This window comes from Aestuariivirga litoralis, assembly GCF_003234965.1.
Classification (GTDB): Bacteria; Pseudomonadota; Alphaproteobacteria; order Rhizobiales; family Aestuariivirgaceae; genus Aestuariivirga; species Aestuariivirga litoralis.
Genome location: NZ_QKVK01000009.1, coordinates 75,873 through 93,196 on the forward strand (window position 1 = coordinate 75,873; position 17,324 = coordinate 93,196).

The following is a 17,324-nucleotide window of genomic DNA, read 5'->3' on the forward strand; positions in this document are numbered from 1 at the left end:
TCAGGCCGTCATCCCGGCGAAGGCCGGGATCCCGCTTTGCATCGGCATGCGCGGCGACGGAGGCTGGATCCCGGCCTTCGCCGGGATGACGGCTTCTAAGAGAAGTGCGTGAAAGGCCACCATCCCTAAGGCTTCACCTGCTCGGCCGCCATGCGGTTCAGCGCCTGGTAATCCGTCTTGCCGGAGCCCAGCAGCGGCAGTTCCTTCACCGCGATCACGTTGCGCGGCATCATCAGTGCAGTGGCATTGGCGGCCTTCAGCTTCTCCTGCACCGCCCGGGCGTCGAGTGCGGCATCGGTGGTGAACATGACGAGCTGCTCGCCCTTCTTCAGGTCGGGCACGGCGACCACCGCATGCTGCGCCTCGGGGAAGGCCTCTGCCAGCTTCTGTTCCACGAGGCCCAGCGACACCATCTCGCCCGCGATCTTGGCAAAGCGCTTGGCGCGGCCGAGGATGGTGACGAAGCCATCGTCATCGATCTTCACGATGTCGCCGGTGTCATACCAGCCGTCCTCCGGCGCCTCGATCACGCCGGGCTTCTCGGCGCGGAGATAGCCCAGCATGATGTTGGGCCCCTTCACATAGAGCCGGCCCCCTTCCGAGATGCCCGGCACCTCCTCCAGCTTGTACTGGATCTGGTCGAGCAGGCGGCCCACCGTGCCGGTGCGGAAATGCATCGGCGTGTTGACGGCCACCACCGGCGCGCATTCCGTGGCGCCATAGCCTTCGAGGATGCGCAGGCCGAATTTCTCCATCCATGCCTCGCGCGTCTCGGGCTTCACCCGCTCCGCACCTGCCACCACCAGTCGCACGTTGAAGAAGTCGTAGGGGTGCGCACTGCGGGCATAGCCCATCAGGAAGGTGTCGGTGCCGAACAGCACCGTGGCATTGGTCTCGTAGCAGAGCTCCGGCACCACCTTGTAATGGAGCGGCGAGGGATAGAGGAAGGTGCGCACGCCAGCCAGCACGGGGAGCAGCGCGCCGCCCGTCAGCCCGAAGGCATGGAACATCGGCAGCGCGTTGAACACCACGTCGGACGCCGTGAAGGCGATGCGCGCCGCCGCCTGGTAGCGGTTGGCCTGCAGGTTGCGGTGCGACAGCACCACCCCCTTCGGCAGGCCCTCCGAACCCGAGGTGAACAGGATGATGGCGGGCGAATTGGCATCCGCCGAGGCGCCGCCCATGCGCAGCGCCGTCTTCGAGAAGACGCGCGCGAACAGCCCGTAGAGCTTGTCCTTCAGCTCCAGCCCCTCGCGCAGCTCCTCGAGGAAGATCACCTTGCGCCCCTCGGACAGGAGCTTCAGGTCCGCCTCCATGCCGCCTGCCTCGATGAAGCGCTTCGAGGTGACGATGCTCGTCGCCTGTGCCGCCGCACAGGCCGCCGCCATGTTCACCGCGCCGGTGGAGAAGTTCAGCATCGCCGGTACGCGCCCGAAGGCGTGCAGGCCGAAGATGGTCAGCAGGCAGCCGATCGAGTTGGGCAGCAGCACCGCTACATTGGTCTGGCCCGGCGTCATCTCCGCCATGCGGCGGCCCAGGATGAAGCTTCCCATCACCAGGCGGCCGAGGCTGGTGGGATTGCGGGCGATGTCCTCCACCACCTTGTGGCCGCCGCCATGGGTGTGGCGCGCGTCGAGCAGCGACTGGAACAGCGTGCGGTCGATGGCCGAGGTGCGGAACACCATGTCGGTCATCACGTCATAGAGGCGGTCGGCCTGGTGCTGGCGGAGCGCCGCACCCTTCAGCCCGTCCGGCGGGTCGAATTTCACCGGCGGCAGGAAGGTGATGGTGATCTTGGGGAACCAGCGGAGCCTGAGCTTGCCGCGCATGCGCGAGAAGGGCGTATAGAGTGCCCCGTCGATCCTCACCGGCAGCACCCGCGCCTTGGCCATCTGGGCAATGGCGCCGGGGCCTTCGTAAACCTTCATCAGCGCGCCCGTCACGGTGAGGCGGCCTTCCGGGAAGATCACCACCTTGCGGCCCTTCTTCAGCTCGTCCACCAGCACGCGCAGCGCCATCGGGTTGGTGGGGTCGATGGCGATCATCTTGAACAGGATGAAGGACGGCTTTGCCCACCAGGCCTGCGCCACATGGGTGTTGATGGCGAAGCTCGCCCGCTCCGGCAGGAAGGCGGACAGCAGCGGCCCATCGAGGAACGACGTGTGGTTCGCCACGATCACCGCCTTGCGCCCGGCGGCCCTGTAGTTCTCGAGTCCCTTCACCTCAACCCGGTAAAACAGCCGGAACAGGAAGCGCGCCACCGAGGCAGCCAGCTCCTGCGTCAGCAGCCGCGCCACGAACACCGAGGCCACCGCATTGGCCAGTCCCAGCAGCAGGAAGAAGGCCTGCGCCGACATCACCTTCAGCAGCACCGCGCCCGCCAGCGCCGAGGCGATCATGAAGATGGCGTTCATCACGTTGTTGGCCGCGATGACCCGCGACCGGCGCGACGGGTTGGAGCGATGCTGCATGATGGCGTTGAGCGGCACCGCATAGAGCCCGCCGAAGAAAGCCACGAAGAACAGGTCGATGCCCACCCGCCAGCCTTGCCAGTGGCTGAAGAAGGACAGGATCCCGACATCCGTCTGCCCGGCCATCGCCGCATGGGCAGCCCCCGCCGCGAAATAGAGGTCGAGCAGGAACACCGTCATCATGATCGAGGCGACCGGCACGTAGCGCGGCGAGACGTCGCCCTTCAGCAGCGCATTGGTCAGCAGCGAGCCCGCGCCGATGCCGATGGTGAACAGTCCGATGAAGGCATTGGCCACCGTGTCGTCGGCCAGCAGCACGTCGCGCGTGAAGACCGGAAGCTGCGCCATGATGGCAGCACCCAGGAACCAGAACCACGAGGCGCCGATCACCGACCAGAACACGTCCTCGCGCTCGCGCGCATAGGAGAGCAGCTTGAGCGTGGCGCGCGGAATGTTCCAGTCGAACGTGATCGACCGGTCGCCGGGGGCGGACGGCATCAGGAAGGCACAGCCATAGGCGATGACCGCCAGCACGATGATCGAAATGGCGAGGACGTCGCGTCCCACGCCCTGCAGCACCAGGAAGCCGCCATAGAGCGTGCCGAGCAGGATGGTGACGAAGGTGCCGAGTTCGATCAGCGCATTGCCGGCGATCAGCTGCTCGCGCTTCAGGTATTGCGGCAGCACGCCATACTTGATCGGCCCGAAGAAAGCCGCCGTGGTGCCCGCGAGGAACAGCACCACGAGGTGCATGACCGGGTTCTCGAGATAGAGGCTGAGGCCCCCGAACACCATGGCCGCAAGGTCGAACAGCTTCACCCAGCGCGCCACCCGGGCCTTGTCGTACTTGTCCGCCAGCTGCCCGGCGATGGCCGAGAACAGGAAATAGGGCAGCATGAAAAGCGCCAGCCCCGCCTGCACGAACAGTGCCGCGTCGAAGTGGAAGCGCACCGCCAGGTCATAGGTGATGAGGATGGCGATGCCGTTCCGGACCGCGTTGTCGTTGAAGGCGCTGATGGCCTGGGTGACGAAGAGTGGCAGGAAGCTGCGCGACGTCAGGATCGCGAACTGGCTTTGCGTCTCGGGTGTCTCGCCGCTCATGCTACCGTCTGAATCCAATGGTTGCGCGTGTTGCCGGGACTATTGCAGACCTCCGGCGGATCATCAAACGCCGAAAACAAATTCGTGATTTTCCGTGCACAAACCGCCGCCGCGAAGGCCCCGTAACGCTTCATGTCAATTCCGACACAGGGAGATTTCTCAATGAAGCGCCTTCGCAACCTCGCCGCTGCCGCGGCCATCGCCGTGTCCGGCCTTGCCATGTCGGCCCAGGCCTTCGCCGCGGACGTGGTGGACACGGCCGTCGCCGCCGGCAACTTCAAGACGCTGGTCGCCGCGGTGCAGGCCGCGGGCCTCGTCGACACGCTCAAGGGCCAGGGCCCCTTCACCGTCTTCGCCCCCACGGATGAGGCCTTCGCCAAGCTGCCCGCCGGCACGGTCGACACCCTGCTGAAGCCCGAGAACAAGGACAAGCTCGTCGCCATCCTCACCTATCACGTGGTGCCCGGCAAGGTGATGGCTGCCGATGTCGCCGGCAAGGAGCTCATGGTCAAGAGCGTCCAGGGCGGCGAGATCGACATCAAGGGCAAGGACGGCGTCACCGTCGACCAGGCCAAGGTCATCAAGGCCGATATCGTCACCGACAATGGCGTGATCCACGTGATCGACGCGGTGATCATGCCGAAGATGTAAGGCCGGCAGGGGCGGCGTCCCTGCGGCGCCGCCCCGTCGCCTTCTCTATTCTGAACGTCTGCCCCCTCTTTCCCACGAAAGCGGGGGCCCGGCCTGGTTGCTCGCCTTGCCGGGCGGTTTGTAAGTCGTGCGTACACCTCAACTCCCAGACTTGCATCGCCGGGCGTGACCCGGCGATTTTTTTGATTTCAAGCTTCGCCTGCTTCACGTCCCCGCCTCATCATCGCCGGGCTCGACCCGGCGATCCCTTTCGCCGCTGCCAAAAAAGATGCCCGGGACAAGCCCGGGCATGATGAATTCATTCGATATTCGGCATGTAACTTGGTCGCTCTGGGCTGCCAAACCCAATTGTGGAGAATGCCCCTCTCTAGCACATCGAGCGCGCGCTGTCAAGGAGTTTTTTCTTAAACTATATCAGCCCAGCATCTGGCGGACCAGCCGCAGCGTCGTGTCATGGTCACCAGCCAGGTGCCGCGCCCCGGCTGCCGCCAGCCGCTCGCGCCGTGCGGCATCCTGCGAGAAGCCGATGAAATGCACACCGTTCGAAAGCCCGGCATCCACATCGTTGAGATTGTCACCGACATAGACGATCCGTTCTTTCGGCAGTCCCGTTGCCGCAATGGCCCGGGCCACCGTCTCGCGCTTGTGGCCGGAGCCTTCGGCGCCGAAGGCAAGGGCCGAAACCTTTTCCCACAGCCCCCGTGACCGCAGCCGGAGCTCCGCTGCGGAGAGCAGGTTCGCCGTGGCGATCCCCAGCTGCGTGTCCTTGAGCGACGCCAGCAGCGCGCGTGCCCCGGCAATCTCCACTGCCGTCAGCGCCCCAGATGCGAGGCCGGCTGAGAGGATGGCGAGATATTCGTCGACCACCGCAGCCGCCTCTTCCACAGGCAGCGCGTGCCGCGCCAGGATTTCCGCGATGATGTGCTCGTCGTTGCGCACCCGGTAGCTGTCCCAGTCGCGCGACAGGCCGGTGATGCCGTGGAGCCTTTCGAAGGCGAGGAAGAAGGCGTCCTCCTCCGCCGCCGTGAGGTTGAGCAGGACCCCGTCGACGTCGAAGATGACGGCCCTATCCATGCACCATGCGCGGCGTCATCTCGATCAGCGTCGGGCCTTCCGCCTTCAGCGCAGCGCGGATCGCCACGGCCAGCGCCTTCAGGTCCTTCGGCTGCTCGGCGTTGAGGCCATAGGCCCTGGCCAGCATCTGGTAGTCCGGGTTCATCAGCGTCACGGCATTGGGCTGGATGCCCTTCCTCACCATGTCGTCGCGGATCTCGCCCAGCGCGTTGTTGTTCCACATCAGGATCACGATGGGCAGCTTGTGCTCGGCCGCCGTTCCCAGCTCGTTGACGGTGTACTGGATGCCATAGTCGCCGATCAGCACCGCGACGGGCCTGTCGCCCACGCCGAACTTGGCGCCGATGCCGACAGGCAAACCGAAGCCCAGCGTGCCAAAGCCAACAGGGTGCAGCCAGGTGCGGGGCACCGAGACCGGGAACACCTCGTTCGCGGCATAGGCGATCTGCGTCATGTCGGAGCAGATCACCGTGTCCTCCGGCAGTTCCTTGCGGATCACGCCAAGCACCTCGGTGAGCATGGCGCGGAGCGCATCGGGCTCGCCCATGTCGAAGCTGGCCTTGTCGGGTCCCTTTCTGTCCTTGATGCCCCTCGAGATCAGCTCGAGCGACTCGCGCGCATCACCCAGGATGGCGATCTCGGCGGTGTGCGGCCGGGCCATCACCGCGGGGTCGAGGTCGATGCGGATGAGGTTCCTCTCGATCGCCATCGCGTCGTTCCAGTGATCGGTTTCCGAAAGCTCGGAGCCGGCACAGAGGATCGCATCCGACTGCGCCGCCAGCGTCCAGAAGCCCTCGCGCGCCATCACCTGGCCGAGGCACAGCGGATGTGTTTCCGGCACGGCGCCCTTGCCCGCCGTCGTGGTGATGATCGGGGCCTTCAACTTCTCGGCGATCGCGAGCGCCGCCGTGCTGGCCTCCAGCGCGCCGCCGCCCAGGATGATCAGCGGCGTCTTCGCAGCGTTGAGCTTCGTTATCGCCGCTGCGATCTGTTCGGCATTGGGAGAGGGCCGCTTCGGCAGCGCGCGCGCCGTCCAGCCGTCACCGGCGGGCTCCTTCAGCAGGTCCAGCGGCACCTCAATGTAGACGGGGCGCGGGCGCCCGCTGGCGAAATGCGCGAAGGCGGCCGCCACCGCATCGCGCACGTCCTTGGGCGTGTAGCAGCGGAAATTGAGCGCGGTCACAGCCTTTGCTGCACCATGCTGGTCGATCATCTCGTGCAGGCGGCCGCGCCCCTGTGCGGAATCGCGGATGTCGAGGGCGGAGGAAATCACCAGCACATTGCTCGAGTCAGACCAGGCCTGGCCGAGCGGCGTGAGGATGTTGGTGAGGCCCGGTCCGGTGATGGTGAAGCACACGCCGGGCTTTCCCGTCGCGCGCGCATAGCCGTCGGCCATGAAGCCCGCGCCCTGTTCGTGGCGCACCAGAACATGGCGGATCCGCGAGCGCGGCAGGGCGCGGTACATCTCGACGTTATGGACGCCCGGAATGCCGAAGATGGTGTCCACCCCATAGTCTTCGAGAAGCCCGACGAGGGCTTCGCCGGTCGAGAGTTCTGCGCGGTGCGGCATGTCAGGCTGCTTTCATTGAAGGCTCGGGCGGGTTCACCGCATGGCATGCCACGAGGCTCCCGTCATGCGCAAGCAAGGCAGGATTGATGCGGGGGCACGGTTCGAAGGCCCAGGGGCAGCGCGGGTGGAAGGTGCAACCCGATGGCGGCTTCAGGGGTGACGGCAACTCACCCGTCAGCACGATGCGCTCACGCTTGCGCTCCGGGTCGGGTTGCGGCGTCGCCGACAGAAGCGCCTTCGTATAGGGGTGCTGGGGGTTGTCGAAAATCTGCGCGCGCGTACCCTGTTCCACCGCGCGGCCGAGATACATCACCATCACGTCGTCCGCGATGTGGCGCACCACCGAAAGGTCGTGGCTGATGAACAGGTAGGCGAGGTTCAGCCGTTCCTGCAGGTCGGCCAGCAGGTTCAGCACCTGGGCCTGGATCGACACGTCGAGGGCGGAGACGGGCTCGTCCAGCACGAGGAGTTCGGGGTCGAGCATCAGCGCGCGCGCAATGGCGATGCGCTGGCGCTGGCCGCCGGAAAACATGTGCGGATAGCGGTCGTAATGCTCTGGCCGCAGGCCGACGCTCGCCATCATGGCGCGCGCCTTCTCGCTGCGCTCCTTGGCGCTCATCGTGGTGTTGACGAGGAGCGGCTCCTCCAGCGCATGCCCGATCTTCTGGCGCGGGTTCAGCGAGCCGTAAGGGTTCTGGAACACGATCTGCACGCGCGAGCGCAGCGCCCTGAGCGCGGCGGGCGATGCGCCGACGATTTCCTGGCCGGCAATATTGAGCGAGCCGGCGGTGGGCGTCTCGATCATGGTGATGAGCCGCGCGAGGGTGGACTTGCCGCAACCCGACTCGCCGACGACGGCCAGCGTCTTGCCGCGTTCGATCGAAAAGCTCGCGCCATCCAGCGCCTTCAGCGTGGCATGGCCGGAGAAGGCGCCGCGCGAGACGGTGTAATAGCGGGCGAGGTCGCGGGCGGTGACGACGATGCTCATGCCGCCTTCTCCTTTCCGGGGTGGTTCTTCGGCACGCCGTCATGCAGCGGATAATGGCACAGGGCGCCATCGATGCGCGGCGGCTTCGTGGTGCGGCAAAGCTCGGTCGCCAGCTGGCAGCGCGGCGAGAACAGGCAGCCCTTGGGTCTGTCGAACTGGCCCGGCACCACGCCGGGGATCGAGGGCAGCTTGCGGCCCTTGGCACGCTCGGGCAGGGCGGAGAGCAGCGCGGCGGTATAGGGGTGGTGCGGATCGCGGAACAGGTTCTTCACCGCCTGTTCCTCCACCTTCTGTCCGGCATATTGCACCGACACGCGCTCGGCGGTTTCCGCCACCACGCCCATCGAATGGGTGATGAGCACGAGGCCCATGCCCGTTTCCTTCTGCAGTTTCACGAGCAGGTCAAGGATCTGCGCCTGGATGGTGACGTCGAGTGCCGTCGTCGGCTCGTCGGCGATGAGGAGCTTGGGGTTGCAGGAAATCGCCATGGCGATCATCACGCGCTGGCTCATGCCGCCCGACAGCTGGTGCGGGAAGGCCGAGAGCCGCTGCTCGGGCGAGGGAATGCCGACGAGGCGCAGGAGCTCCACGGCGCGCGCCTTGCGCTCGGCCTTTCCCATGTCGAGGTGCTCCTTCAGCGCCTCCATCAGCTGGAAGCCCACCGTGAAGCAGGGATTGAGGCTCGACATCGGTTCCTGGAAGATCATGGCGATGTCCTTGCCGATGATCTTTCGCCGCTCATTGGCGCCGAGCTTCAGGAGGTCGATGCCTTCGAAGCGCATGCGGTCGGCGGTGACCTTCGCCGTCCATGGCAGAAGGCCCATCACCGCCAGCATGGAGACCGACTTGCCGGAACCGGACTCGCCCACGATGGCCAGCACCTCGCCCTTGTCGACGCTCATGCTGACGCCATCGACGGCGCGGAAATAGCCTGATCCCGTCTTGAACTCGACGGTGAGGTTCTCGATCTCGAGCAGGCTCATCTCAGCTCCTCCTCAGCCGCGGGTCGAGCGCATCGCGCAGGCCGTCGCCCATCAGGTTGATGGCCAGCACCGTGATGAGGATGGCAAGGCCCGGGAAGGCCATGACCCAGGGGTGCGACAGCATCAGGTCGCGCGTGTCGGCCAGCATGGCGCCCCATTCCGGCGTCGGCGGCTGCGCGCCGAGGCCGAGGAAGCCGAGGCCCGCCGCCTCGAGGATGGCGTCCGAGAGGCCGAGCGCGGCCTGCACGATGAGCGGTGCCAGGCAGTTCGGCAGCACGGTGACGGTCATCAGCCGGAACTTGCGCACGCCCGACACCTTGGCCGCCGTGACGTAGTCCTTGGTGAGTTCGGTCAGCGCCGAGGCGCGAACGAGGCGCACATAGCGCGGCAGGCCGACGATGGTGACGGCCACGATGGTGTTGGTGAGGTTCGGCCCGATGATGGCGATGATCAGGATCGCCAGCACCAGCGAGGGGATCGCCATCACCAGGTCCATGATGCGGATGATCAGCACGTCGATGAAGCCGCCGAAGAAGGCGGAGACGAGGCCCAGCGCCACGCCCACCACCATGGAGACGACCATGACGGAAAGTCCGATGAACAGCGAGACGCGCGCGCCGTACATCAGGCGCGAGAGCATGTCGCGGCCCACCGCGTCGGTGCCGAGGATGAAGCGCGGGTCGCTGCCCTCCACCCAGAAGGGCGGCAGCTTGGAGAAGCCGCGGAACTGCTCGGTGGGGTTATAGGGCGCCAGCAGCGGCGCGAAGACCGCGATGAAGAAGATCAGGCTGACCACGGCGAGGCCCAGCACCGCGCCGCGGTTCTCGCGGAAGGCGCGCCAGAAGGCGCGGATCGGCCCCGGCGGCGCGGGGGTCGTCGTGGCGGCCGGAAGGCTCGCGTCACTTGGCATGGCGGATCCTCGGGTTGATGAGGCCATAGAGAAGGTCGATGAACAGGTTGACGAGGATGACGATGGTGGCGATCAGCATGATGCCCCCCTGAAGTGCGGGATAGTCGCGGCGGTTGATCGATTCGATCAGCCACTTGCCGACACCGGGCCAGGAAAAGATCGTCTCGGTCAGCACGGCACCCGCAAGGAGGCCGCCGACCTGCAGGCCGATCACGGTGACCACCGGGATCAGCGCATTGCGCAACGCGTGAACGCCCACCACGCGGGTCCAGGACAGGCCCTTGGCGCGCGCGGTGCGCACGTAATCTTCTTCCAGCACTTCCAGCATGGAGGAGCGCGTCATGCGCGCGATCACCGCGAGCGGCACGGTGCCGAGCACGATCATCGGCAGGATCAGGTGACGCACCGCGTCCCAGAAGGCGCCCTTCTGGCCGGAGAGGATCGAGTCGATCAGCATGAAGCCGGTGACCGAGGGATAATAGTACTTGATGAGGTCGACGCGTCCCGAAACCGGCGTGAGGTGGAGCGTGTTCGACATGACCAGCACCAGGATGAGGCCCCACCAGAAGATCGGCATGGAGTAGCCGGTCAGCGCCAGGCCCATCAGCGTCTGGTCATAGACCCCGCCGCGCCGCGAGGCGGCAATGACGCCGGCGGGAACGCCAAGCACCACGGCGAAGATCATGGCCGTGAGGGTGAGTTCGAGGGTGGCGGGGAACAGCGTCAGGAATTCATGGAGGACAGGCGACTTGGACACGATGGAGGTGCCGAAGTCGCCATGCAGCAGCGCATTTACGTAGTCGAGGAACTGCTTCCACACCGGCTGGTCGAGGCCCATCTCATGGCGCAGCTGCGCCAGCCGCTCGGGCGAGATGCCGCGTTCGCCGCGGCGCACCTCGATGGGGTCTCCCGGCACCAGACGCAGCATCACGAAGGTGATGAACATCAGCGCGAAGAAGGTGGGGATGGTCAGCGCCAGGCGCTTGAAAAGGAACCGGATCATGTGAACCCGTGAAGGCGGCGGCCTGCCGCCGGACAGAAAAAACCCTTCCCCCGGCATGGGCCGGGAGAAGGGCTGGTTTGCCTGCTTACTCGGTGATGTCCACGTTCTGGAATTCGTGGCTGCCCAGCGGGCTCACCTTGTATCCCGTCACCGACTTGCGGATCGGCTCGAACACGGTCGAGTGCGCGATGTTCACCTGCGGCATTTCCTCCGCCTGGATCTTCTGCGCTTCCTGGTAGAGCTTGGTGCGCTCAGCCTGGTCGGTGATGGTGGCGGCCTTGTTCACGACTTCCTGGAACTTGGCATTGCACCACTTCGGAATGTTGTTGCCGTTGGGCTTGCCTTCGGCGTTGCAGCCCAGCAGCACGGCGAAGAAGTTATCCGGATCGCCGTTGTCACCGGTCCAGCCCAGCATGCCGGTCATGTGCTCGCCGGCTTGCATGCGCTTGCGGTACTCGCCCCACTCATAGGAGACGAGGGTCGATTCCACGCCGATCTTGGCGAGGTCGGCCTGGATCATCTCCGCCATGCGCTTGGCGTTCGGGTTGTAGGGGCGCTGCACCGGCATCCACCAGATGTCGATCTTGAGGTCCTTGACGCCGGCCTCTTCCAGCATCTTCTTCGCCTTCTCGGGGTCATAGGCGACATCCTGGACGGAGTCGTCATAGGACCACATGGTCGGCGGGATCAGGTTCTTGGCCTTCTGGCCGGCGCCCTGATAGACCTCCTTGATGATCGCGTCGCGGTCGATCGCCATGGCGAAGGCCTTGCGCACCTCGGGCTTGTCGAAGGGCGGCTTCTGGTTGTTCATGGCGTAGTAGCCGATGTTGAGGCCGGCCTGCTCGAGGACGTTCACATCGGGGTTGGACTTCATGTCGCCGAGGTCGGCCGGGTTCGGCGCGATCATGACCTGGCATTCGTTGGCCTTCAGCTTGGCATAGCGCGCCGTCGCGTCCGGCGTGATCGCGTAGACGAGGTCGTCGATCTTGGGCTTGCCGGCCCAGCCATCGAAGGCCTTGAAGCGGATCACCGCGTCCTTCTGGTAGTCGACGAAGGAGAACGAGCCGGTTCCGACCGGGATCTGGTCGAACTGCTCCGGCGTGCCCTTGTCGAGCAGGTACTTGGCATATTCGGCGGAGTGGATGGCCGCGAAGTCCATGGCCAGGTTGGCGATGATCGGGGCGTTCGGCTTCTTCAGCTTGAACACCACGGTCATGTCGTCGTCACCCTTGGTGATCGACTCCAGCAGGTCCGGCATGGCCATGTCGTTGAAGTAGTCGTAGGAGCCGGCGGAAACCTTGGCATAGGGATGGTCCGGCTTCCACTGGCGGTCGAAGGACCAGATCACGTCCTCGGCGTTGAGGTCGCGGGTGGGGGTGAAGCCGTTGACGCCGGAGTGGAACTTGACACCCGGGCGGAGCTTGAAGGTGATGGTGAGGCCGTCGGGCGAGACGGTCCAGCTTTCGGCCAGGGCCGGTTCCACCTGCGTGGTGCCGGGCGTGAACTGGACGAGGCGGTTGTAGACCGGGCGGGCGGCATCGAAGCTGGTGCCGGTGGTGTTGATCGACGGGGTGAAGTTCTCGGGCGAACCTTCCGAACAATAGACCAGTGTCTTGGCGTTGGCCGCGCCGGCGACGAGCATGCTCGAGGCGAGCAGGGCTGCGCCCAGCAGTTTGTTGAATTTCATGAAAAACTCCCTGTAGTCCGTTTTCCCGCCCTCCGGGGGGCGTGGGGGCACTTAAGCACGAAAATTGGCAGGGATCAAAATCGGCAAAACCCGGAATGGTTTACGGGCCGGTGCGCGGATGGCAGAATGGGTTGGCTTGAGGAGTTTGACACCAATGACGAGCCTTGTTGCCCCCGACACCATCGAAGCCTTCCGCCGTGACGGCGCCTGCGTGCTGCGCGGGGTCTTCACCGACTGGGTGCAGACATTGCGTGACGGCGTGGACCGCAACCTGGCCGCGCCGTCTGCCGATGTGAAGATCTACCAGGGCAAGGATGGCGCCGGCCGCTTCGTCGGCGACTATTGCAACTGGGACCGCATCCCTGAATACCGCGACTTCATCTTCAATTCCGCTGCCGCCCAAATCGGCCGCGCGCTGATGGGCTCACGCCAGGTGCGGCTGTTCCACGAGCACGTGCTGGTGAAGGAGCCGGGGGCGGACGTGCCCACGCCCTGGCACCAGGACCAGCCCTACTACTGCGTGGACGGTACCGACACGGTGTCGCTGTGGATCCCGCTCGACAGCGTGCCGCGCGAGCGCACGCTGGAATTCGTCGCCGGCTCGCACAAGTGGGGGAAGTATTTCCGCCCCGAGCGCTTCAACAAGACGGCGCTGAACGAGAATGACGGGCTCGAACCCGTGCCCGACATCGACGGCAACCGCGACAAGTACCAGGTGCTGGGCTGGGCGCTGGAACCGGGTGACGCGGTGGCCTTCAACTACCTCACCCTCCACGGCGCGCCCGCCAACCGGAGCAAGGTGGAGCAGCGCCGCGCCTTTTCGCTGCGGCTGATGGGTGACGATGTGCGCTTTGCGCGGCGCGAGGGCATCAACACCTCGCCGCCCTTCCGCGGCGTGACGCTGGCCCATGGCGCGGTGATGGACGCGCCGGAATTCCCGCTGCTGGCAGGCTAGGCCAGCGCGTTCAGCGCGCGGCAACAAAAAAGCCCGGCCTTGCGGCCGGGCTTCTGATTGGTGCCGGACGGGCTCAGTTCAGGCGGTTCTTCACCGCGGCGATCGAGTCCGAGATCAGCTCCGCGCCCTTCGAGCCCTTGGCGGCTTCGGCGGCGAGGTGATGCGAGGCGGCGATGGCGAGGTCGGTCGCCACGTTGCGCACGTCCTTGATCGCGGCGGCTTCCGCCTGGGCGATCTTCTGCTCGGCCTGCTTGGAGCGGCGCTCCAGCGACTCCGTCAGCTTGCGGCGCGTCTCGGCGGCATATTCCTCGGCATCGGCCTTGGCGGCGGAGATGATCGAGGCGGCCTCCTTCTCGGCGTCGAGGCGCTTCTGCTTGTATTCGGCGAGAAGCGCTTCGGCATCCTTGCGGAGCTGCGTGGCGTGATCGAGTTCCTTGCGGATCCGGTCGGCGCGGCTGTCGAGGCCCGCACCCATCTTCTTGAAGGCACCCGCATAGGCGGCGATGGCGAGGAAGATGATCAGCGCCACCAGGGCGAAGAATGTTGCGTCGAACTGCATCGTTCTTCTCCCTTAGCCCTTGAGCCCGGCGATGGCCTTGGCGGCATGTTCCTTGCTCACCTTGTGCCCCGTCAGTTCCGAGACGATCTCGGCGGCGGTTTCTGCCGCCACCTCGTGCACGTCCTGCATGGCCTTCGCCTTGGTGGCGGAGATGCGGCTGTCCGCCTCGGCGAGCTTCGCCGACAGCGTCTTCTCGAGGGCCGAGCGCTCGGCCTCGATCTCGGCCGCGATCCGGGAGCGGGTCTCGGTCGCGATGCCCTGCGCATTGGCGCGGGCATCCGACAGCGACTTCTCGTAGTGCTGGATCGCCGCCTCGGTCTCGTGCTTCAGCGCCGAGGCCTTGGAGAGGTCGCTCTCGATGGCCTTGTGGCGCTTCTCGAGGACCGCCGCCATGCGCGGCAGCGCCACCTTGCTCATCAGCAGGTAGAGCAGGGCAAAGAAGATCACCAGCCAGAAGATCTGCGAGGGGAAGGAATGCGCGTCCATCGGCGGGAAGCCGCCATGGCCGCCTTCCGCCCCCGTGCTCTCGGTGGTGTGGCCTGCTTCGCCGGCCGGGGCCGCACCTTCCTCCGCCGCTGCCGGGGCAGGGGCTTCGGTGGTGGTGGCCTGGGCGACGACCATTGTCGATTGCGACATGTCTTGAGCCTCAAAGTAGGGAAGCCTGTGCGGAGGTTCAGGCCCGCCAGGCTTCCGTTCGGTTTGCCGTGAAGGGTATTAGACGGCGAACAGGAGGAGGAGGGCGACGACCAGCGAGAAGATGCCGAGGCCTTCGGCCAGGGCCGCGCCGATCAGCGCGTTGGTGAACTGGGCAGCGGCAGCGGCGGGGTTGCGGAGCGCACCCGACAGGAAGTTGCCGAAGATGTGGCCCACGCCGATACCGGCGCCACCCATGCCGATGCAAGCAATGCCGGCGCCGATGTACTTAGCTGCGAGCGGATCCATTAGTCTCTCCTTGAGTTTGGTATGGATGTTGAAGTTGAAGTCTCAGTGATGGGTATGCAGCGCGTCGTTGAGGTAGACGCAGGTCAGGATTGCAAACACGAAGGCCTGCAGGAACGCGACCAGGAATTCGAGCGCGGTGAGCGCCACCGCCATGCCAAGCGGTGCGATGGCGCCGATGATGCCGCCAAGCCCCATCGAGGCCAGCAGAACCACGAAGCCCGCGAACACCTTCAGCACGATGTGGCCGGCCAGCATGTTGCCGAAGAGACGAAGGCCGAGCGACACCGGGCGCGACAGGAACGAGATGATCTCGATCACCGAGATGAAGGGCAGGATCACCATCGGCACGCCCGACGGCACGAAGAGCTTGAACCAGCCGAGCCCGTGCTTGGCGATGCCGACCACCACCACGAGGGCGACGACGAACACCGCAAGCGTCGCGGTGATCACCACATGGCTGGTGACGGTGAAGAAATAGGGGAACATGCCGAGCATGTTGGCCACGAGCACGAAGGAGAAGATGGTGAAGACCAGCGGGAAGAAGGCCTTGCCCTCGTGCCCGAGCACGTTTTTCACCATGTTGTGCACGAACTCGTACCACAGTTCGCCGATCGACTGGAGCCGCCCCGGAACCAGCGCGCCGCGCGCCGCCGAGACGAGCAGGAACAGCGTGACCACCGCCACGATGATGCCCATGAACAGCGACGAGTTGGTGAAGCTGATCTCATGGCCTGCGATGTTCCAGGGGCCTGCGAGGTCATGCAGCTGGAACTGGTGGATCGGATCGATGCCTTGCGCCAAGGTCAGTCCTCTTCTTCGTCGTCGTCAGGGGCCGCTTTGGGCGGCGGTGATGAACCAAGCCGATCCTGGGCCGGGGGCACCCTGTTGGCCGCGCGGGCCAGGTTCAGGAAGCCGGCTCCGAAACCCAGGAGCAGGAAAATGATCAGGCCGAAGGGCAACGTGCCGAACAGCCAGTCGATGCCATAGCCGATGAGGCCGCCGACCAGCGTTCCGGCGGCGAATTCGCTGACCAGCTTGTAACCCCTCGCATAGGCCGAGGCGTCCTGAAGGGTGGTCTGCGGCTTCGCACTTTCGGCCTGCTCCTGGCGCTCCGCCGCGATGCGGCCGGAGAGATCCTTGAGACGTGCCGAGAGGTCGCCCAGCTCGGGATCGGAAGAACCCTGTTTCGGCCTCTCGTCGCTAGGTTTCGTCATGCTGACAGACCTCCAGACAAACGGCGGGCGCGCTCGGAAATTCTTCCCTTCCAAAGCGGGCGCACCATAGTTGCGGGTCAAAAATGTGTCAAGAAATGGATTTGTCTTTTAAGTATATGATACGAAAGGGGTAATTGCCTTCCGGGCAGGCTGCGGCGATTCGCGCTCCGGAAACGTCGGAAAAGCCGGACTGAGTCCGATTGCAGCCGCCCCGCGCCGGGCGCCGGAGGTCAGCGATCCTCGGGTGCGAGATGCCTGATGCGGTCCACATGCGCGGCGATGTCTTCCCGGGTGAAGGGGCTGTGCACACGCCGCGTGGAGGCAGGCTGGTTGGTCAGTCCCAGCTTCTCCTCCGGCCGCCAGGATTGCCTGGGCCGGATCGGCCGTGGCGCGAAGCCGCCGCCGCAGGTGGGGCAGACATTGTGCAGCACCGTTTCGGCGCAGGCGGCGCAATAGGTGCACTCGTAGCTGCAGATTCGCGCCTCCCTCGACTGGGGCGGCAGGTCCTTGTCGCAGAGTTCGCAATTGGGGCGGAGTTCAAGCATGGTCATCTCCCGGGCCGAGCCGATCCTTGCACGTGCCGTGGTTGCGGTCACCGGCCTTCCGGCCCCGGCGGCGCTCAGAGCACGCCCAGCGCCGCCAGATCCCGCCGCAGTTCGCCGGGCGAGGTGAAGTGAATGGCCTTCATGCCGACGTCCTCGGCGCCGCGGACGTTCTTCAGGCTGTCGTCGATGAACACGCAGTCGGGGGCGGCGAGACCGTTGCGGTCCAGCAGCACGCGGTAGATGGCGGGGTCGGGCTTCAGCAGGCGCTCGTCTCCCGAGACCACGATGTCGCGGAAGGTTGAGAGGAAGGGGAAGCGCGTCACGGTTTCCTGGAATTTGTCCTGGTTGAAGTTGGTGATGGCGTAGAGCGGCACGCCGCGCTGCTGCAACTCGGCGAGGATCGCCACCGTGCCCTCGATCGGCCCCAGCACCGTCTCGTGCCAGCGCAGGTCATAGGCGGCGATGGCCTCGGCATGCTCGGGGAAGCGCCGGCTCAGCAGCGCCACCGCCTCGCCGAAGCTGCGGCCGCGGTCCTGCTCGATGTTCCAGTCGGAATTGCAGACGTGGGTGATGAACCACTCGACCTCGTCCTCCGTCGCGAAGATCTTGCGATAGAGGGCGCGCGGCTCCCAGTGGACCAGCACGTTGCCGATGTCGAAGACGACGTTCAT

General features: G+C 65.5%; 17 protein-coding genes. 2 read left to right on the forward strand and 15 right to left on the reverse strand.

From position 1 onward, the window contains the following. Positions 1–125: 125 nt before the first annotated feature. Positions 126–3,572: an acyl-[ACP]--phospholipid O-acyltransferase gene (locus DK847_RS17170; protein WP_111199770.1), complete on the reverse strand. Its 3,447-nt coding sequence runs from the start codon at positions 3,570–3,572 to the stop codon at positions 126–128. A gap of 162 nt (positions 3,573–3,734) precedes the next feature. Between DK847_RS17170 and DK847_RS17175 the strand changes: the two genes are divergently transcribed. Next, entirely contained in the window at positions 3,735–4,223 is a 489-nt protein-coding gene (locus DK847_RS17175; RefSeq protein ID WP_111199771.1) for a fasciclin domain-containing protein, read from the forward strand. Between the two features lie 414 nt (positions 4,224–4,637). Here the strand turns inward: DK847_RS17175 and DK847_RS17180 are convergent, their stop codons facing one another. The 7 genes from DK847_RS17180 to DK847_RS17210 all read right to left on the reverse strand — a co-directional run bounded on the left by DK847_RS17180 (position 4,638) and on the right by DK847_RS17210 (position 12,438). Continuing rightward, the gene (locus DK847_RS17180; RefSeq protein ID WP_111199772.1) at positions 4,638–5,297 is read right to left on the reverse strand and encodes an HAD family hydrolase; all 660 of its coding nucleotides are present in this window, start codon (positions 5,295–5,297) and stop codon (positions 4,638–4,640) included. Next, the gene (locus DK847_RS17185; protein ID WP_111199773.1) at positions 5,290–6,867 is read right to left on the reverse strand and encodes a 5-guanidino-2-oxopentanoate decarboxylase; all 1,578 of its coding nucleotides are present in this window, start codon (positions 6,865–6,867) and stop codon (positions 5,290–5,292) included. The genes DK847_RS17180 and DK847_RS17185 overlap by 8 nt, the downstream gene beginning before the upstream one ends. A 1-nt stretch (position 6,868) precedes the next feature. Next, positions 6,869–7,855, reverse strand: coding sequence for a peptide ABC transporter ATP-binding protein (locus DK847_RS17190; protein ID WP_111199774.1), 987 nt, complete (start codon positions 7,853–7,855; stop codon positions 6,869–6,871). Beyond that, entirely contained in the window at positions 7,852–8,838 is a 987-nt protein-coding gene (locus DK847_RS17195) for an ABC transporter ATP-binding protein (protein WP_111199775.1), read from the reverse strand. The genes DK847_RS17190 and DK847_RS17195 overlap by 4 nt, the downstream gene beginning before the upstream one ends. Position 8,839: 1 nt before the next feature. Continuing rightward, the gene (locus tag DK847_RS17200) at positions 8,840–9,748 is read right to left on the reverse strand and encodes an ABC transporter permease subunit (protein WP_111199776.1); all 909 of its coding nucleotides are present in this window, start codon (positions 9,746–9,748) and stop codon (positions 8,840–8,842) included. Beyond that, entirely contained in the window at positions 9,738–10,751 is a 1,014-nt protein-coding gene (locus tag DK847_RS17205; RefSeq protein WP_111199777.1) for an ABC transporter permease subunit, read from the reverse strand. The genes DK847_RS17200 and DK847_RS17205 overlap by 11 nt, the downstream gene beginning before the upstream one ends. A gap of 85 nt (positions 10,752–10,836) precedes the next feature. Continuing rightward, the gene (locus DK847_RS17210; RefSeq protein WP_111199778.1) at positions 10,837–12,438 is read right to left on the reverse strand and encodes an ABC transporter substrate-binding protein; all 1,602 of its coding nucleotides are present in this window, start codon (positions 12,436–12,438) and stop codon (positions 10,837–10,839) included. Between the two features lie 154 nt (positions 12,439–12,592). On the opposite strand from DK847_RS17210, the gene DK847_RS17215 reads away from it, so the two are divergent. Next, entirely contained in the window at positions 12,593–13,393 is an 801-nt protein-coding gene (locus DK847_RS17215; protein ID WP_111199779.1) for a phytanoyl-CoA dioxygenase family protein, read from the forward strand. Between the two features lie 73 nt (positions 13,394–13,466). Here the strand turns inward: DK847_RS17215 and DK847_RS17220 are convergent, their stop codons facing one another. The 7 genes from DK847_RS17220 to DK847_RS17250 form a co-directional block, all read right to left on the reverse strand. After that, positions 13,467–13,952 carry a F0F1 ATP synthase subunit B family protein gene (locus DK847_RS17220; RefSeq protein WP_111199780.1) on the reverse strand — a complete coding sequence of 162 codons (486 nt, stop codon included), beginning with the start codon at positions 13,950–13,952 and terminating at the stop codon, positions 13,467–13,469. Between the two features lie 12 nt (positions 13,953–13,964). Beyond that, on the reverse strand, positions 13,965–14,588 hold the full coding sequence (locus tag DK847_RS17225; RefSeq protein WP_111199781.1) for a F0F1 ATP synthase subunit B: 624 nt from the start codon (positions 14,586–14,588) through the stop codon (positions 13,965–13,967). Between the two features lie 78 nt (positions 14,589–14,666). Continuing rightward, positions 14,667–14,894 carry a F0F1 ATP synthase subunit C gene (locus DK847_RS17230; RefSeq protein ID WP_111199782.1) on the reverse strand — a complete coding sequence of 76 codons (228 nt, stop codon included), beginning with the start codon at positions 14,892–14,894 and terminating at the stop codon, positions 14,667–14,669. 42 nt (positions 14,895–14,936) lie between these two features. Beyond that, positions 14,937–15,695 carry a F0F1 ATP synthase subunit A gene (locus tag DK847_RS17235; protein ID WP_245414659.1) on the reverse strand — a complete coding sequence of 253 codons (759 nt, stop codon included), beginning with the start codon at positions 15,693–15,695 and terminating at the stop codon, positions 14,937–14,939. Between the two features lie 2 nt (positions 15,696–15,697). Continuing rightward, complete coding sequence (locus DK847_RS17240; RefSeq protein WP_111199784.1) at positions 15,698–16,108, reverse strand: AtpZ/AtpI family protein; 411 nt, start codon at positions 16,106–16,108, stop codon at positions 15,698–15,700. A 230-nt stretch (positions 16,109–16,338) separates the two neighbouring features. Next, entirely contained in the window at positions 16,339–16,653 is a 315-nt protein-coding gene (locus tag DK847_RS17245; RefSeq protein WP_111199908.1) for a DUF1272 domain-containing protein, read from the reverse strand. Positions 16,654–16,727: 74 nt separating this feature from the next. Beyond that, entirely contained in the window at positions 16,728–17,324 is a 597-nt protein-coding gene (locus DK847_RS17250; RefSeq protein WP_111199785.1) for an HAD family hydrolase, read from the reverse strand.